Below are 17,059 nucleotides of genomic sequence, written 5' to 3'. Positions count from 1 at the left end.
CAAGAAGCGACCAATATTAGAAAGCGGGTGGACCGCATGGATCAAGAAAAGAATAACAAGGTTCCGTATAACGAAGACAATTATACGCATAACATTCGTAAAAATAATGAGCGAAGCCTGGATCGGCGCGGCTTTATGAAGACGATGGTGGGGGCGGCGGGGGTGTTTGCCATTTCCACGCTTCCCTGGGGCGGACTCGCGGCCAAAGAGCTGGCGGGGCTCGGTCAAAAAAGCCATCCCAAAAAGAAAATCGCCGACGTCCAAGCGTTGAAGGTAGGAGAGGCGGTCGAGTTTGCTTATCCTGAGGAGCACGATTCGGCGCTGCTGATCCGCTTGGGCGAGAACGAATACAAAGCGTATCAAAATGCATGCACCCATTTGAAATGCCCCGTCTTTTGGAACGGCGAGGAGAAAAGAATGGTTTGTCCGTGCCATCACGGCTTTTTTGACCCTAAATCAGGCGCTCCGACAGGAGGACCGCCAAGAAGGCCGCTGCCGGAAATTATAATAGCCGTCGAAGGGCCGACTATATATGCAACGGGAGTGAAGCGGTATGAAGCGTAGCTATCGAGGCGTCATTCTGCTGAGTATCGTGCTGCTGCTCAATATTATTTTTACGCAGTACACGATCAACCATTATTATTACGAAAACTATAAGCTTGTGATCTTGTTTGCTGCGTTAAACGTCATTCTGTTTCCGATGGCCTTATTTATTTACAAGAAGGAAGTGAAGAACAGATGAAGAAATCGGAGTTTTTCATGGATTTATGCTTTATTCGGCAAAGTGCGGCGGACGCTCCCGGACAAACCTTTGCGCAGATCATTGACGATCAGCTGAAAGGCTTGTTTCCGAAGCATGCGAAGTGGACCATGGAGGATAAACAGGAAGACGGTCTGGATTACGTCATTGCAGAGGTTACAGGTACAGGAGCTTGGGAGAAGGAGGAGGAGCTTCTCGCCGATCTCGAAGAGCGGGCAGCGCATCATTTCTGGGACTGGCTGCAGGGCTACCGGCTAGAGTTCGAGCTAAAGGAACATGCGGAGTGCAGCCATTGCGGCAAAAGTAACGTCAAAGCCGGGGTCTCGTGATGGAATGGAACGTGCTGTTATCCAAGTACGAAGGAAGCCGGATCACCGTATGGATTGAAGATCTTTCGGGCGAAGAACAAACGCAGCCCAAGCCGTTCACCCTGTTCAAGACAGCGCTCACGGATAACCATGCCTATTTGCAGTTTTATTTCAATGCCGATCAGTTCCTTTCCGTACCTTTATTTGACGATCCGCTGACGAAGCTGGAGCGCGGCCAAGCAGGAGACTGTTTTGTTTCGCATGATCTTCAAGCCAACCTGCGTTATCATATCTACTTTGAAGAACGCGTGTAAAGGAGCGAAGCCTTGCGCTATTCGATGATGCCATCGGGTAGCTTATTTTTATAAAAAGGGTTCCTTGACCGGTTCGCAAAAATTGGAGGATAGTATGGAATCTTTACAGCTCTCGAATCGCTTTCGCAGGCATGCCATTCGACCTGACGAGGCTCAAAAGAGGATTCTACATCATATTCGGCCGGGAGACGTCGAACAAGTGCCATTGGAGGAAGCTTTTGGCAGGAGATTGGCGGCGGATGTATTCGCATCGGACAATATGCCGCATTTTTGCCGTTCGGGTATGGATGGATTTGCGATTCAAGCGGAATCGACCGTCGGCGCATCTTCCGATCAACCGGTTCTTCTGGAAGTGGTCGAGAGCATTCCTTGCGGCTCGACACCGGCTAAAGCCATAACGGGAAAGACGGCATCGAGGATTATGACGGGAGCGATGGTGCCTGAAGGCGCGAATGCGGTCGTCATGCTCGAGATTGCGGAATGCTTCGAACAAGGCGGGGAAACGTTCATTTCGATCAAAAAAGAACAGAAGGCAGGACAAAACGTAACTCCAACCGGATTTGAACTGGCAAAAGGCGACCTTGTTTTGGAAAAAGGAAGGAAAATCAATGCAGGCGAGGTTGCCTTGCTGGCCGCATTCGGCGCGGGAACGGTTCATGTCTTTAAACGACCCAAAGTAGCCATATTCGCAACGGGTTCGGAATTGCTGGGCCTTCATGTGCCGCTGGAGCCCGGCAAAATCAGGAACAGCAATACGTATATGCTGGCAGCACAAGTTCGGGAGGCAGCCGGAATCCCGATCCTTATGGAATCCATACCTGACGATGCGGAGCGGGCTATGGAGAAAATAACCGACGCTTTTTCCAAGGCGGATTGTGTCATTACGACAGGCGGGGTCTCGGTAGGCGACTACGATATTATGGTCGATATTTTTGCGGCATGGGAAGGCATGACGTTATTTAACAAGGTGATGATGCGGCCGGGCAGCCCTACGACGGTTGGCGTGCGGGAGGACAAATTTCTCTTTGCGCTTTCCGGTAATCCGGGAGCCTGCTTTGTAGGCTTTGAGTTGTTTGTGCGACCGGTGCTCTGGGGGATGCAAGGGAAGAAGGACGTCCTCCCGCCGGAAGCAACCGCATTCTCGGGGGAGGATTTTACGAAAGTCAATGCTTATCATCGATTCGTGCGGGCGAAAAGCTATATCGAAGACGGCAAAGTATACGTGAAAATGGCGGGACCCGATCAGTCCAGCGTGATGCTTTCGATCAAGGATTCCGACTGTCTCATGGTCATCCCGCCGGGAGGTCGCGGCGTCCTTGCAGGAGAAAAGGTAAGCATTATTCAACTCGGCGTTCCGGACTGATGGATGACTTGCAGGAATCTGTCCATACAGCGCGAATATGAAAATGCAAAGATCGGAATGTGCCAATATACGGTTCATTTCTGTAGTTTAGAAAAGGGCAGGAGAGAAGCTTGCAATGAGGATGTTGTCACTATGTCTTATATTCGTCATCCTGGCGGGATGCGATCCGTCCGGCCAGCAAGCCGGCCTAATGAGCCCGCGAAAGCTTCCGATTCGAAGTCGCCTCCGTCCGGATCGGCGGCACCTGTTCCCCCGGCTGCCTCTCCCACGGTACCCTCGCAAGCCGCTCCTGCAAGCGGCAGCGCATCGGTCGAGGAAATTGCGGACCAGTCGTTTCAGGTTGAACTGGAGTCGTGGGGCAAGGTTCGGTTTGTGTCCGCGAAACGTGCGAATGCAGACGGGCGTAAAGAGCTTTTGCTTAGCTTAAAAGATGCCGAAGGCGGCACCCTGTATACGTTCCCGCAGCCGAAGCTTGTCGCGTCGTGGAATTTCGAAGCCGTCAAGGCAGTTTCCTTTAAGGACGTCGATGGGGACGGCAAGAAGGATGTGATCGTGCTCGCGGATTACGTTGCCGGAAAAGAGTCGGGCGGAAGCGCCGCAGTGACCGCCCCGTCCATATTTGTTCAAAAGGACAAAAGCTTTGTATCGGATGATGATACCGATAACAAGCTGAACGCCTCCGGGAAAATTAAGACCGTGAGCGACGTTATGGCGTTCTTTAAAGCAAATGAAGGCGCTGCCCAAACCGTGCCGGATGCCGACGGTAATGCCACCTTAGAGAAGGTAAACCGGAACCTGTGCTCAAGAGTAGTCGCTTCCAGCATGTCCGAGGGCGAAATCGTCCGGACTTATGAGAACGAATATGCCAAGCACGAGCTGAACGGCTCCGAGCACGGTCAGGATGAAATGTATCGCTATATCGGCGAGTGCTTTCAACGGGAAACGGACAAATGGCTTGCAAACGACAGCAAGCTAAAGACGCAGACGGACGCGATTCATCAAACGGTGAATGAGGCGATTTCGGCGCTGTCCGGTATCGATTATGTCCGTGATGGCGGCGGCACCATGTGGGTTCACGATGGCAATAGGACCATTGGAATCTACGGGTATCGGATGAATGTGTACGCAAAGATGAAATTAAACCATCCCAAGTCCGCCGCTAAAAAATATGACGCGCTCGTCGAAAAGCTGGATTCGAACTTGGCAAAATTAAAGGAGCAGGGAATTAAGGGGCTGGAGGAACTCACCGATGCCGGAGGGGTGAAAGAAGCACAAAAAGAATTCGATGCCAAGCTTTCGGAGCTTGAAAACTCCCTGCACAAGTTTAGAGAGCTAACCTCCGATAAAGACGAGGCGAGCCTCTATCTCATGGAGCTTCTGACGAAACGAGTCGGAGCTTCGATTGACGAAAACCGAAGAGACGGAGAGGAGTGAAGCCGCCTGTGAGCGGCTCTCACTTGACACATTTCTAATTCAAGGATATTATAGACACAACAAGTCTTTAATTGAGGTGTTGGCCATGAGATTTTCCAAAGCGACGAATTATGCTCTGCACACGATGCTCGCTCTGATTGACGCTTCTCCGGTTAAGCCGGTAGGCGTGCAGCAGCTGGCGGAATCCCAAGGCGTTTCACCGACCTATCTTTCCAAAATTTTGACGAGGCTCGTGAAAGCAGGGATGATTGAATCGGTATCCGGGGCTAATGGCGGCTACCGGCTGTCCCGCAAAAAAGACGATATTACGTTTTTGGACATTATCCACGCGATTGAAGGCAACGCCTCCTTATTCGAATGCGATTTCGTCCACGGCGACGAATGCCAGATTCAAGCTGTCATGAAGGAAGCGGAACAGAAAATGGAATCGCATCTCCAACAAGCGAAATTGGTGGATCTGGCTCAAAAGCAAGTACAAGCTTAAGTCGAGCGAAAAGTATGGTTGTTGCGTGTACAAGTTTTTTTAACTTAATTATAGATATAAACAGTCTATAATATCCGCATTAGAGGAGATGAACATCATGATTTACGATTGCGCCATTATTGGCGGTGGACCCGCCGGGTTGAACGCAGCCCTTGTGCTTGGCAGGGCAAGGCGAAGCGTGGCCTTGATCGATAATAACAAGCCCCGCAATGCCGTTACGCATGCGTCTCACGGCTTTATTACGAGAGACGGCGTAACGCCGGGCGAATTCCGCCGCATTGCTTATGACGAGGTTCTGCGTTATCCGTCTGTCAAGCATCTGCAAACCGAAGCTGTCGAGGCTCGCAACAACGCATCGGGACTTTTCGAGGTGCTGGATTCGTCAGGTCTTCGCATTCAAGCGCGGAAACTGATCCTGGCGTCGGGGGTAAAGGAAATATTTCCTGAAATCGACGGCTTTTATCCGCTGTATGGGAAAAGCTTGTTTAATTGTCCTTATTGCGACGGCTGGGAGCTTCAGGATCAACCGCTTGTCGTCGTGTCCGAATCACCGGCCGTTTTTCATACAGCCAAGCTTCTTTTCAATTGGAGCAAAGATCTGGTCGTCTGCACGAACGGCCAGTCGTCCCTGTCGGATGAGCAAAAAAACCGGCTTCAAGCCAAAGGAATCGTGGTGATGGAGCAGCCCGTCACGGCTTTCGTCGGCCACCATGGGCGGCTTGAGCATGTTCGCTTTGCGGATGGGACAGAGCTTCCGAGAGCCGGCGGCTTCGTGATGCCCAGGTTTGTGCCGGCCGTACCGTTCGGGGAACGTCTGGGCTGCGAAAGGACGGAGAATGGCGGGATCAGGACCGATGCATGGGGAAGAACCTCGATCCCCGGTTTATATGCCGCAGGGGACGCTTCGTACTTCATGCCTTCCCAAGTCGTTTTTGCCGCGGCCGACGGCAGCCGAACGGCTATGGGCGTGAATGTGGACTTGACGGAAGAAGATTTCGCAAAATAACCGTTTGGTTCGTTGCCGGAACCGCGGAGTTGGTGGAGGAGGTGATGCAATCTTCGTCGGTTCGGTTCAATCGGAATCTGTTTATACCATTAGAATGGAGGAAGCTACGAATGACCATTTGCCATACTGCGGATACGACTTTTGCCGGTGACTTAAAAAGCGAAGGCTTGACATTGGTCAATTTTTGGGCGCCATGGTGCTCGCCTTGCCGCTTCTTTGGCACCGTACTCGAAGCGTTCGATCGGGAGCATAGCAGCGAAGTAAGGATCCTCAAAGTTAATGTGGATGAAGAATCCCATACGGCCAGTCAGTTTGGGGTCATGAGCATTCCAACGACGATCCTATTTAAAAACGGAGATCCGGTAGACAAAATCGTTGGCGCCATTCATGTCGACGAGCTAAAAAAATTTATAGCCAATCACAAAAATTAGTGGCGGTTCAAGCGGCGGCTTGGCCAAATTTGTCCAACTCATGAGCTGCTGACTGCCATCGATATCCATTCGAAAGTCTCCCGTTCCGGGAGAAAGCCAGGTCGACTTTAGTCAAGAAGAAGACCTGTTTTTTTTCGGCCAAATCGTCTTTACAAAATCTATAAAATGAATATGCCACAAAACTATTGTGGGACAACAACGTTATCCAATACAATGGATAAGGAATATTATTCCAAATATGAGTATTGGAGGTAATCGAATGATGAAGAAGCAGAGCACGGCGCTATTTTCGATTGTTTTCCTCATCGCGGTGTTACTTGGCAGTTTTTTTCCCGTTGCAGGCTCGAATCACGTTTCCTTTGCGGCATCCTCCTACGACTACATACTTATGTTTCCGACGGACCGATATCCCGAAACAAGGGCGCATATCAAAGATGCCATTGCAGCCGGTAAATCCGATATCTGTACGATCGATCGCGACGGCACCCGTGAGCGGCGAGAAGAAGCTCTGGAAGGTTATCCGCCCAAGAAAGGCTATGATCGGGATGAATGGCCGATGGCGATGTGCCTGGAAGGGGGGAGAGGTGCGGATATTCGGTACATTAGCCCGTCCGACAACCGGGGAGCGGGAAGCTGGGTAGGGAATAAGCTTTCCAAATACTCGGATGGAACCAGAGTGAAATTTATCGTGAAATAAACGAAAGAGCCGTAGAAAAGACTTCTACGGCTGAGCTTGTTGAGAAAGTGGTCGTTTACAAAAATAGAGATGCATACGGAGGTGGGGTATCCACTGGAGAAGCGATAGCGGCCGCCTTTGTCTTCGGGAAATGTCCGCTATTAAGCGGCTTTCCAATCAAATTTCCCGAGGACAAGAGCGGTCGGAAGTGGATACCCCACCCCATCGAACCTCTATATCTCTGTGGACCACTTTCTCAACAGCCTGAGCCGTAGAAAAGACTTCTACGGCTCGAATCATGAGCTTATGCGTTTGCCGCCGGCCGCTGCATGCCCGACCGACTCCGAGCTTTACTTCAGCAGCCACAGCGCCGCTACGTACGGCGGCTCCCAGCCTTGCAGCGAAGTATGATTTTGGCGGCACACATAGGTTTTGCCTTCGTACGTAACCTCATCGCCTGTTTTATAGGCGACCCCGGGCGCCCAGGGCTGCGCGCCGGACGGTGCGTCCGTCGTAACCGTGAGCACAGCGGCAGGCGAGACATTGCCGGCGGCATCCCTAGCCGTTACCGAGAACGTATAGCCGGTATTCGGCTTCAGTCCCTCGATCGTTGCGCCTGTTGCTGTCACGTTCACCTGCGAAGAACCGTAGGCGACCGTATAGCCGGTCACGCCGACATTATCGGAGGACGCCGCCCAGCTTAGCGTTACGCTCGCAGCCGACTTGGAGACCACGCTCAGTTGGGTCGGCGCGGTCGGCGCCTGGTTGTCGCCGGAGGCTTCGTCCGTCTTGACCGTTACCGGATTGCTGGCGGCCGAGACGTTGCCTGCGGCATCCTTGGCCGTCACCGAGAACGTATAGCTGGTGTTCGGCTTCAGTCCCTCGACGGTTGTGCTCGTACCGGTCACGTTCGCTTGTGAAGAGCCATACGCGACCGTATAGCCGGTCACGCCGACATTGTCGGTCGAAGCGTTCCAGGACAGCGAAACGCTGGTCGAGGTTTTGCCGGTCGAAACCAGATTCGCCGGAGCCGTCGGAGCCTGCGTATCCGGCGCCGTCGGGTTCAAGGCGTTCAAATAAGCGCGATGCTTCTTGGAAAACTCGAATTGATTGAATTTATCCCAGTTGATCGACCACGTCATCAAACCGCCAAAGTTCGGATAGCCGGTTGCGCTGCCCCGTGTTTTGTACGTGCTAAGCTGTTGGCCCTTCACGAGCGCATCGAGCGCCTTATGCACCTCGGCAACCGGTGTAAAGCCGCCGCCCGCATTGCTGTTCGCCGGCAAGCCCAGCAGCACCTGCTCCTGCCGCAGCGGCGGGAAGAACAGATTGGCATTCTTGCCAACGGGGAACCCGGTCAACACCATATCGGCCATGGCGACGTGGAAATCGGCGTTGCCCATCGTATGATACTGATCATCGAGGCCGATGATCGGGCCGGAATTGTAATTCTGCACTTGGAGCCAGTCCAGAATATCGCGCGTCGCATGGATCACGGGCAGGTAAGCGCCGGCGCGCGAATCGCAGCTGATGCAGCTCCCGCCGTAGAACGAATAACCGAGTTGGACGAAGAACGTCTCCGGTGCCATGGTCAGAATGAATTTGTCTGTGCCGAAGTGGCTGTTCAGCGCCTTGAGCGCATCAATCAGGTTGACGATGACGGGCGTCGTCGGATGGCGGAAGTCGGAATCGCCGGCGTTCAAGTAGAGCGAGTGTCCTTCGAAGTCGACGTCCAGTCCATCGAACCCGTATTTCTCGATGATGCCCGTCACCGAGCTGACGAATGCATCGCGGGCGGCCGTCGTCGGCAGCTGGACTTGACCGTTCGCACCGCCGATAGAGATGACGACCTTCTTGCCTTTGCTCTGCAGATACGCGATGTCGGCTTTGAAGTCGGCTTCGGTATAGTTATACGGGGTGAAGCCGATCACACCGGTACTGCTGCCGGTCGGCTCCGCGAACGAAACGTTAATGACATCGAAATCCGGAGAGACGTCTCGGAGCCGGATAAAGCCCGAGCCGTTGTCGAAGTTGTGCCAATAGCCGACGATTTTATAGCCTCCCGCGGGGGCGGCGGCAGAGGGAAGAGGGGAGGCAAGCACAGAGAAAAGCGAGACGATAAGCGAGACAATGAGTCCTATTAGCAGACGGGGGCGCAGGCGTACGTACAAGGGAGAACTATGGAAGTTCATTGGTTGAGCCTCCTTTAATGAATTGGTTATTGAATTTCGAATCGTTTATTAAGCGCTTACAAAAAATGCTTTGCCGGCAAATATAATCTTCGGCATCCTCTCCTTTCCGTCGTCCGCTTCCCTAAGTCTCCTCCTTTCCGCTATAAGGATCACTTCCTATTATATGGGATATTTTACACCCGAAAGAAGGGAGAACATTTTATCGAAAGGGGAGAAATTATTCCAAAGCATCCGATCTAATTACTCCGTGCTTCAAATTTGAAAAACGGAGCGCCTCCACCATTCGAAAATGGAAGCACTCCGTTTTCTAGTCGGCCACGATCGTCCTGTTTTTCCCCGCTTCCTTTGCCCGATACAAAGCGTGATCGGCCCGTTGAAACAGCATTTCAGCGGATGGGGCGTGGGATGGATAGTGGGCGATACCTGACGAGACCGTTATCGGGATTCCCAGGGGATTTTCCCTCGTTTCAAAGGCTGCACGAATTCGCTCTGCCGTGATCAAAGCCTCCGGAACGGTGGCGAGCGGAAGAAGCACGACGAATTCTTCTCCGCCGTAACGGCAGCATATGTCATGAGGACCTACGGACGAAGTGACGACGCGGGCCAGATGCTTCAATACTTCGTCTCCCGCCTGATGACCGTAAGTATCGTTGATGGACTTGAACCGGTCGATATCCATGACAATAAGGGCGAAGGGGTACTTCTCTTCCGTCCATTGCGCCATGATGGATTCGAACGTTCTTCGGTTCGTTAACCCCGTTAAAGAATCGGTCATAGCGGCATGAGTCAGCTGCTCGGTCTGCTTCTGCAAATCGCTTAGCGCAATCGTAATCGTTTGGGTCAACAAGTCGGCTTCTCTGTTCCAGTGACGCTTGACGTTCGGAAAAACGACTCTTTCGCCTTTGCTTAATCTACCTGCCAGATTGGCAAGAGCTACGAATGGACGGGCCAAACGCCGGGCAAGCCATATCGCGGCGATCATCAAGACGACAAACGGAACCAGCGTGTAGAACAGGATGGCGCGAATATTGCGGTTCAATTCGTCGTATACGACGCTGATGGGGGACTGAACAACGACTCCCCAACCATTTTCCAGGACAGGAGAATAGCCCGCAAGATAAGTGATTCCTTGAGAGTTCGTAACCTCGTCATGCCCGCTTGCGCCCCGAAGCACTTTCTGGACGACTTGATTGGCGCTGCCATCGGTACCGATCCGGGATTTGTCCGGATGAAACAATAAATGACCGTTGGAACTCACGACATAAAAGTACGAGCCGTCGCTATTGAAGTTATGCATCCCGAACATCATATTCAATATATTGTTTTCCTGCAAATAAAGACTGCCTCCGATATAACCGCGGTATATTCCGTCTTTGTCGTAAAGCGGCTCGCTCATAAAAACAATAAGACGTCCGGTTGCCGAGGTGTACGGCTTGGAAATGTAGGGCTTTTTTAAAGCCAACGCTTCTTTAGCCGCTTCCGTCACGATGTACAGACCGGTCGTGCCGACAGAAGGCGGATCTACACCGCGGACAAGACCCGTTTCGTCCACGACGGCGATGGAGTTGAAATAATGGCTGCCGAGGCGCAGCGATTCCAGCTGCTTCTGTATTTCTTGCGCGTCCGAGAGATCGCCGGCCGAAATACGGGTGCCGGTATAAGCCAGGCCTGACCGCATCGATTGGAATAAGGAATCGATGGAATGACTCATTTTGGTCGCGGCCGAATGGTTCAACGCAAAGGTCGTTTCGAATAGCGATTGCTTATTGGACTGATAAGACGCGAGCAGAAGAATCGTCAAAGTAAGCGCAACGGAAAGGGAGACCAACCCGGTTAAAAGCGTGGCAAGGCTGATTTTATTCTTTTTGGCAATGCATATCCCGAACAGCCCGGACATGGTATCTCTCTCCTCTTTTTCCAATGGAGTTCCTACTTCATTTTCGACACGACCCGTCATAATCCTTTTCGTAGAGGGATGTTCATAAAAAAGATCCCAAGTCTCGCAAGACCGGATCTGGGATGTTGGCGGATGACTCTCCTTTCGTTTATACTCATTTTAAAAAAAGATCACCGAGGGGGAACTCATGAGGAGGTTTGTCAAAAATGAAACCGCGCAAATTCTGGTTATCGCGCTAACAACGGCGATTGGCGCCGAAATTAAAGTATATCCGTTTCATGGAGATTATTTTCGTATGGGGCTTGGCGCCAGTACGTTTTTGTTCTTCTTATTGTTTGTGCGCCATTTGCCTTACCTCAAGGTTGGGATCACAACGGGAATACTGAGCGTATTCTTTCAGGGTACCGAATGGCTGACCCAATCGACCTCGCTTTCTTTCACGGCAAGCCTTCAGAATAATGTGGCCGCCGGTGTATATTATGTCGTGTTTGCGCTCTGCATGGGACGGCTTCAAACGAAAATTGACGAATATACCCCCCTTAGGTTAGGCGCGCTTGTATCGGGAATTGATTTGATTTCGAATGGGACCGAGCTTTTCTTGCGATGGCTTCTGCTCAGCGTAAATGTGATGGATTGGGACGACTGGCTTCTTTTATTGATCATTACCCTTGTGCGCAGTTATTTTGTCATCGGGCTGTACAGCAGCATCATGATCGGCCAAATGCGCATCGTTCATGCCGAGAAGGAAAAACGGATGGAGCAGATGCTGCATGTGGGTACTGGACTTTACGGGGAAACGTTCTATTTGAAAAAATCAATGGGCACGATCGAAGCGATTACTGAGCAGAGCTACATTCTTTATTCCAAGTTAAAAGAAGACAACCTGGGGCGTTACGGCCAAGAAGCATTAAGTATCGCCCAGCAGATTCACGAAGTCAAGAAGGATTCCCAGCGCATCCTGGCCGGCCTGACGAAATTATACGATAGTGAAATCGTCGTCGATATGAGTCTGGCAGAAATGCTTGACTTTGTCGTAAAAGCGAACCAGAAATACAGCCGTATGTTTCAAAAGAAAATCAAGTTTACGACCGAACTGGCTACGGATTACCGAACCGCCGAGTTTATTCCCTTACTAACCATTGTGAACAACCTCGTCTCGAACGCGGTGGAAGCCATTCAAGGGCAGGGAAGCATCCGTATACGGGTAGATGAAGATATAACGGACACGGTCCTCGTTGTTTCCGATACGGGGTGCGGCATTCGGGATTCGCACCGCAGCGTTATTTTTCAACCGGGATTTACGACAAAATATAACGAAAGCGGGGTCGCCGCAGCCGGGATCGGACTATCGCACGTGCGCGATATCGTCCATTCGCTGGGTGGAGAGATTGCTGTCGGCTCTTCCGAAGAAGGCACCGGCACGACATTTATCGTGCGGCTTCCGACCAGCAAAATAAGAAGTGTTTTCACAGCCGTGTAGATTTTTATATTTTTTAGTAGTCGGGATGTTATTTTCAAAGTGCGCTTGGTTTATTGGAAACGAATGGATACCTGCCGTTTCCGGCCGAAGGAGTGAAAACGTTATCGAGGCAAACGAATCCATCGTGACCGGAGGGGGAGATCGCTCGCCGATTGAAAAACGTTTTATTAACGCGTGACGGGGTTGGTTTGCGCCTGAACAGCGTGTGCGGAGAGCGATATCTCATGCGTTAAATCATCTTGCATCATTAGGCATCACGGATTATACCAATCCCAAGTTTGAAAATTATGCCATGAAATTTTTCGATTTTATGGAAGTCCGAAAAAAATGATCGAACTTGAAGAAGATCGAAAGTTCAACGTTGCCCAGAAAATCAATACGAAAAAATTCGTTCGAGTCCTGTATTTGGAAGCGAAGCAAATGATGGCGACATTGAAAACTGATTCCCGAAGAACGATGCGAGTGGAAAAGAAAGGAAGAGTGGATTGGACGAGAAGCATGCCTGCCTTTTATGCCACAATGAGACGCATGAATCCGGCGGAAGAGAGGAATACATTTGCGAATCATGCTCTGATATTTTGGAATTCGGCTATCCCTCGTTTCCATCGTATCCGTTGGAGGAAGGCAGCAAAAAAATGGAACACACCGAAAAATCTTTATTATGACGAGAAAACATTGGAAAATACCTGTTACTGGCGTATACAGCTTGCCGGTGCAGGTTTTTTTCTTAATGAACGAAACAAAAGCATCATAAAATGTAATGATTTAGGAATAATACAAAGGAAAAATTTATAATCCAACCAATGGCTGGAGGAGGTGAGCGTGTTGCAGGATTTTCTGTTCACAGACAAACTAGCGGGTAACCTTCGGATGATGAAGGATGCGATCGGGCAAAGCCCCGACGTTATTTTCCGAGAATTTAAAGTAGGACATTCCTCATGGCAAGCGGCTGTCGTTTATATCGACGGACTGGTCGATAAAACCGTTCTGAATGAGCAAGTAATCAAGCCCCTAATGCGGGAACGGGGTCTGTCCGGCCATTCTTCCACGAATAAAGAGCAGCTCAAAAGCAGCATTTCCGATTCCGTCGTTTCGACTGCGGAGGTGCAAGAGATGCGTTGTTTAAAGGACTGCGTTCGTAAAATCCTTGAGGGGAATACGGCGTTATTTTTGGACGGTTTTACCGATGCTATTCTTCTAAGCACTGGCGGGGGAGAGGTCCGTTCCATTGAAGAACCGTTGTCGGAAGCGGTTGTGCGGGGGCCGAGGGAAGGCTTTGTCGAGAAGCTTCATTACAATACGGCCATGCTTCGGCGCCGGGTGAAAGACCCGGGCTTTACGATGATCCCTTATAAGCTTGGACGCCGGTCTCAAACGGACGTGTATCTGATTTATATCAAGGGATTAACGAACCAAGAGCTTGTGGAAGAAGCGAAGAGCCGAATCGAGCGGATCGATATTGATGAAATTTCCGACTCCGGCTATATTGAACAGCTCATAGAGGATCACAAGTACTCTCCGTTTCCACAGATGCAAAATACGGAGCGGCCTGATCGGGTAGCGAGCGCTTTATTGGAGGGACGCATCGCCTTGCTGGTGGACGGGACTCCCTTTGCTTTGATTATACCGGTTACCTTTTCCATGCTGATGACTTCTTCCGAAGACTATTACGAACGGTGGATGCCGGCTTCCTTGATTCGCATGCTGCGCTATGGGGCGGCATTAATCGCCCTGTTTCTGCCTGCCCTTTATATTGCTTTAATTTCTTACAATCACGGATTAATTCCGACGAAATTGGTGATCTCCATCGCAGCAGGAAGGGAAGGCGTTCCTTTTCCATCGATTATCGAAGCGCTCATTATGGAAGTGACCCTGGAAATTCTTCGGGAAGCGGGGCTGCGATTGCCTAAGCCAATCGGACAAGCCGTCGGAATTGTCGGCGGATTGGTGATCGGCCAAGCCGCCGTGCAAGCGGCTATTGTTAGTCCTATCATGGTCATCGTCGTAGCGCTGACCGCCATTTCTTCGTTTGCCTTTCCTCAGTATTCTTCGGCCATTGCTATTCGTATGCTTCGGTTTGCGATGATGATGGCGGCCGCCATCCTGGGGCTTTACGGCGTCATCCTGCTTTTTATATTGATCATGGCCCATCTGGTGAAGCTCAAGAGCTTTGGGCTCGATTATATGTCTCCTTTCGCGCCCATGCGGGTGAATGATTGGAAAGACCTGATCCTGAGAGCGCCTCTCCAAATGATGAAACGGCGTCCGGAGCTAATCAGACCGCAAGACCGCACGCGCCATTAGAGAAGGTAAGGGTGAATCGTCACAATCATGAATCGCAAAGATCAAATTACATCAAGGCAAGCTTCACTTATCGTATCGAAAAGCATGATTGGGACAGGGATTTTATTTTTGCCGCAGGTCGTCGCCAAGGAGGTGGGAACGCCGGACGGATGGATTTCCGTGCTGATTGGCGGATTCCTCGCTTTACTGGCCGGGTATGTCATCAGCAAATTAAACCAACGCTTTCCAAAACAAACGTTTTTCGAGTTCAGTCAAACGGTATTCGGCAAGTGGATCGGAGCGGTCCATATCGTCCTCCTGAGCGCCTATTTCACGATTTCTTCCGGGTATTTGGCGCGGATCATGGGCGAGGTGATCCATATGTATTTGCTGGATAAAACTCCGATTGCGTTCATCATTATTACCTTTATGCTGGTCGCGGCTTATCTCGCGACAGGAGGAATCAATCCGATTGCGCGGTTGATCGAGCTATTTTTTCCCGTTATCTTAATCATCCTCGCTGCCCTTATCGCGTTCAGCTTTAAGGAATTCGACTTGGACAATATTCGGCCTGTGCTTGCAGAAGGACTCAGGCCGGTGTGGAAAGGGATTCCCTCCTCGACGTTCTCTTACAGCGGCTTCGAGATCATGTTGGTTTTAAGCGCGTTCATGCAAGAACCACGAGACGCCGTGAAATCCATGCTGAAAGGCATCGGCTTGGTGATTCCTCTATATACGTTAACGGTATTGATTGCAATCGGTACGCTTACGGTAGAGGAAGTCAAGACACTGCCTTGGCCGACCATGTCCGTAGCCAAGGATATCGAGCTGCCAGGGGGATTTTTCGAACGGTTCGAGTCTTTGTTCTCCGTGCTTTGGGTCATGTCGATGTACTCGACTTTTGTGCCGTATTATTATGTGGCAAATCTCGGAATGAGCCATTTGTTCCGAAGAAATTTCCGGACCTTTATTTACCTCCTGTTTCCGGTCATTTATATCATTGCCATGCTTCCGAAAAAGTTAAACGAAGTGCTAAGCATCGGCAATTTTCTTAACGACTTTGCCTTGTTCATCATTGTGATCATGCCGCTCTACTTCTGGATCTTCGTTAAGTTGAGGGGGAAAGGACATGCGCACGGCTAGAAGGCTGCGCTTGCTTTCGGCAGTTCTGTTTCTTGTGTTCATGACGGGCTGCTGGGATCGGGTAGAGATCGAGGATGTGGGGATCGTACTTGGCATCGGTTTCGACATGCCGGCGAACCAAGAGAATGGGATGCGGGAAGGGAAACAATCCAAGCCTGAGCGGATCTCCATGATTCATCATTTGGCCGTGCCGAAGCAATTCGCCGTGAAAGAGGGGGGATCTGGGCAAAAGGATTATATAAACGTCGTCAGCGAGGGGAGAGTCGTCTTTGACAACATTAACGGTTTGTCAACGCGATTATCCCGCACACCCAGTTATGAGCATTTAAGGGTGATTCTCATCAGCGAAGAGGTGGCCCGCAGCTTTGATTTGAAAAATATCATCAATTTTTTGCTGCGCAACCCGGAAACAAGACGGTCCATCCGGGTATTAATATGCGAGGGAAAAACTAAAAATGAATTGGAAAAGAAAGGCATCGTGGCCAATCCGGCAATAAATTTAAGAGGAATGACAGAAGGATACCGCAAAACGCTGCGTATGCCCCCGATCATGAAGCTGGGAGAAATGTCGGAAAACTTAACGAAAAAAGAGAATTTCGTCATTCAATGGGTTTCTGCAGCGCATGAGGAAGCGACCATTTCCGGGGCAGCCGTGATCCGGGGAAAGGATGCAAAAATGGCCGGGTGGTTGGATGAGGAAGAGACGGTTGGCTTGAATTGGCTGAAGGGAGAGAGGAGGAGAAGCGGGATTATCGAAGGAACGGACCCCAAAAGCGGGGCAAGTATCATCTTTGAAGTTCACAAAATCGCGAGGACCATCAAGTCCAAACCCAAGGACGGGCATATTTCTTTTGACGTGGAAATTAAGGCGGAAGGAAGGCTGCGTGAAGATTGGGTCGATTTGGACGATGCGTTTAAGGAGGAGTTTATATCCAGGGCGGAGCGGGCGGCGGAAGCGGCGATACAGACTTCTATTAAAAAAGCGCTTGTTAAAATGCAACAGAAGCTGATGCTGGATGCCGCCGGCTTCGGCAAGCGGCTGCAAATCGAATACCCTCGGGTATGGAGTAAAGTGAAAGGAAAGTGGGACCCTATGTTTAGCGAATGTCCGATCAACGTTAAAGTGAATGTCCGGATCACCGAATTCGGAACAAGAGGAAGCAAGGGGGGATGATGGCGGAGCATCTCATACCCCTTGCGTTTTTGTGCTCATTTAAGAAAGATATTTAATAAATTAGACAAAAGTAAGCGCTGTACAAATCGTTAATAATCATATACAATCATAAAT

The 17,059-nt window shown here is 50.6% G+C and carries 16 protein-coding genes and 1 pseudogene; 15 read left to right on the top strand and 2 right to left on the bottom strand.

From position 1 onward, the window contains the following. Positions 1 to 36 precede the first annotated feature (36 nt). From PEH01S_RS02685 to PEH01S_RS02640, 10 genes are all read left to right on the top strand, one after another. The gene (locus PEH01S_RS02685) at positions 37 to 564 is read left to right on the top strand and encodes a Rieske 2Fe-2S domain-containing protein (protein WP_127483855.1); all 528 of its coding nucleotides are present in this window, start codon (positions 37 to 39) and stop codon (positions 562 to 564) included. Next, on the top strand, positions 554 to 742 hold the full coding sequence (locus PEH01S_RS02680) for a hypothetical protein (protein WP_127483854.1): 189 nt from the start codon (positions 554 to 556) through the stop codon (positions 740 to 742). The genes PEH01S_RS02685 and PEH01S_RS02680 overlap by 11 nt, the downstream gene beginning before the upstream one ends. Further along, entirely contained in the window at positions 739 to 1,089 is a 351-nt protein-coding gene (locus PEH01S_RS02675) for a hypothetical protein (protein ID WP_127483853.1), read from the top strand. The genes PEH01S_RS02680 and PEH01S_RS02675 overlap by 4 nt, the downstream gene beginning before the upstream one ends. Next, on the top strand, positions 1,089 to 1,382 hold the full coding sequence (locus PEH01S_RS02670) for a hypothetical protein (RefSeq protein WP_127483852.1): 294 nt from the start codon (positions 1,089 to 1,091) through the stop codon (positions 1,380 to 1,382). The genes PEH01S_RS02675 and PEH01S_RS02670 overlap by 1 nt, the downstream gene beginning before the upstream one ends. A gap of 94 nt (positions 1,383 to 1,476) precedes the next feature. Then, entirely contained in the window at positions 1,477 to 2,745 is a 1,269-nt protein-coding gene (locus PEH01S_RS02665; RefSeq protein ID WP_164827644.1) for a molybdopterin molybdotransferase MoeA, read from the top strand. A 132-nt stretch (positions 2,746 to 2,877) separates the two neighbouring features. Next, a complete protein-coding gene (locus PEH01S_RS02660) occupies positions 2,878 to 4,179 on the top strand; it encodes a hypothetical protein (RefSeq protein ID WP_127483851.1) in 1,302 nt (433 codons plus the stop codon). 85 nt (positions 4,180 to 4,264) lie between these two features. Beyond that, positions 4,265 to 4,663 carry an Rrf2 family transcriptional regulator gene (locus PEH01S_RS02655; RefSeq protein ID WP_025848192.1) on the top strand — a complete coding sequence of 133 codons (399 nt, stop codon included), beginning with the start codon at positions 4,265 to 4,267 and terminating at the stop codon, positions 4,661 to 4,663. Positions 4,664 to 4,760: 97 nt separating this feature from the next. Continuing rightward, positions 4,761 to 5,669, top strand: a complete 909-nt coding sequence (locus tag PEH01S_RS02650; RefSeq protein ID WP_036713388.1) for an NAD(P)/FAD-dependent oxidoreductase — start codon at positions 4,761 to 4,763, stop codon at positions 5,667 to 5,669. A gap of 110 nt (positions 5,670 to 5,779) precedes the next feature. Then, complete coding sequence (trxA, locus tag PEH01S_RS02645; RefSeq protein ID WP_127483850.1) at positions 5,780 to 6,100, top strand: thioredoxin; 321 nt, start codon at positions 5,780 to 5,782, stop codon at positions 6,098 to 6,100. A gap of 259 nt (positions 6,101 to 6,359) precedes the next feature. Further along, positions 6,360 to 6,797 carry a NucA/NucB deoxyribonuclease domain-containing protein gene (locus tag PEH01S_RS02640; RefSeq protein ID WP_025848197.1) on the top strand — a complete coding sequence of 146 codons (438 nt, stop codon included), beginning with the start codon at positions 6,360 to 6,362 and terminating at the stop codon, positions 6,795 to 6,797. A gap of 329 nt (positions 6,798 to 7,126) precedes the next feature. On the opposite strand, the gene PEH01S_RS02635 is transcribed toward PEH01S_RS02640, so the two are convergent. Further along, positions 7,127 to 8,968 carry a fibronectin type III domain-containing protein gene (locus PEH01S_RS02635; RefSeq protein WP_127483849.1) on the bottom strand — a complete coding sequence of 614 codons (1,842 nt, stop codon included), beginning with the start codon at positions 8,966 to 8,968 and terminating at the stop codon, positions 7,127 to 7,129. 307 nt (positions 8,969 to 9,275) lie between these two features. Next, positions 9,276 to 10,865: a sensor domain-containing diguanylate cyclase gene (locus PEH01S_RS02630; RefSeq protein WP_127483848.1), complete on the bottom strand. Its 1,590-nt coding sequence runs from the start codon at positions 10,863 to 10,865 to the stop codon at positions 9,276 to 9,278. Positions 10,866 to 11,052: 187 nt separating this feature from the next. On the opposite strand from PEH01S_RS02630, the gene PEH01S_RS02625 reads away from it, so the two are divergent. The 5 genes and pseudogenes from PEH01S_RS02625 to PEH01S_RS02605 all read left to right on the top strand — a co-directional run bounded on the left by PEH01S_RS02625 (position 11,053) and on the right by PEH01S_RS02605 (position 16,945). Further along, positions 11,053 to 12,345 carry an ATP-binding protein gene (locus tag PEH01S_RS02625; protein WP_127483847.1) on the top strand — a complete coding sequence of 431 codons (1,293 nt, stop codon included), beginning with the start codon at positions 11,053 to 11,055 and terminating at the stop codon, positions 12,343 to 12,345. 190 nt (positions 12,346 to 12,535) lie between these two features. Beyond that, positions 12,536 to 12,771: pseudogene (locus PEH01S_RS35295) on the top strand (DNA-binding domain-containing protein); the annotation flags it as partial. Between the two features lie 396 nt (positions 12,772 to 13,167). Next, positions 13,168 to 14,649: a spore germination protein gene (locus PEH01S_RS02615; protein WP_246062772.1), complete on the top strand. Its 1,482-nt coding sequence runs from the start codon at positions 13,168 to 13,170 to the stop codon at positions 14,647 to 14,649. 27 nt (positions 14,650 to 14,676) lie between these two features. Beyond that, on the top strand, positions 14,677 to 15,771 hold the full coding sequence (locus PEH01S_RS02610; RefSeq protein ID WP_127483846.1) for a GerAB/ArcD/ProY family transporter: 1,095 nt from the start codon (positions 14,677 to 14,679) through the stop codon (positions 15,769 to 15,771). Next, the gene (locus PEH01S_RS02605; protein ID WP_025848202.1) at positions 15,758 to 16,945 is read left to right on the top strand and encodes a Ger(x)C family spore germination protein; all 1,188 of its coding nucleotides are present in this window, start codon (positions 15,758 to 15,760) and stop codon (positions 16,943 to 16,945) included. Before PEH01S_RS02610 ends, PEH01S_RS02605 begins: the two co-directional genes overlap by 14 nt. The last annotated feature ends 114 nt before the right edge of the window (positions 16,946 to 17,059 follow it).

This window comes from Paenibacillus ehimensis NBRC 15659, assembly GCF_004000785.1.
GTDB lineage: Bacteria > Bacillota > Bacilli > Paenibacillales > NBRC-103111 > Paenibacillus_G > Paenibacillus_G ehimensis.
This window is presented reverse-complemented; position numbering and strand designations above follow the sequence as displayed.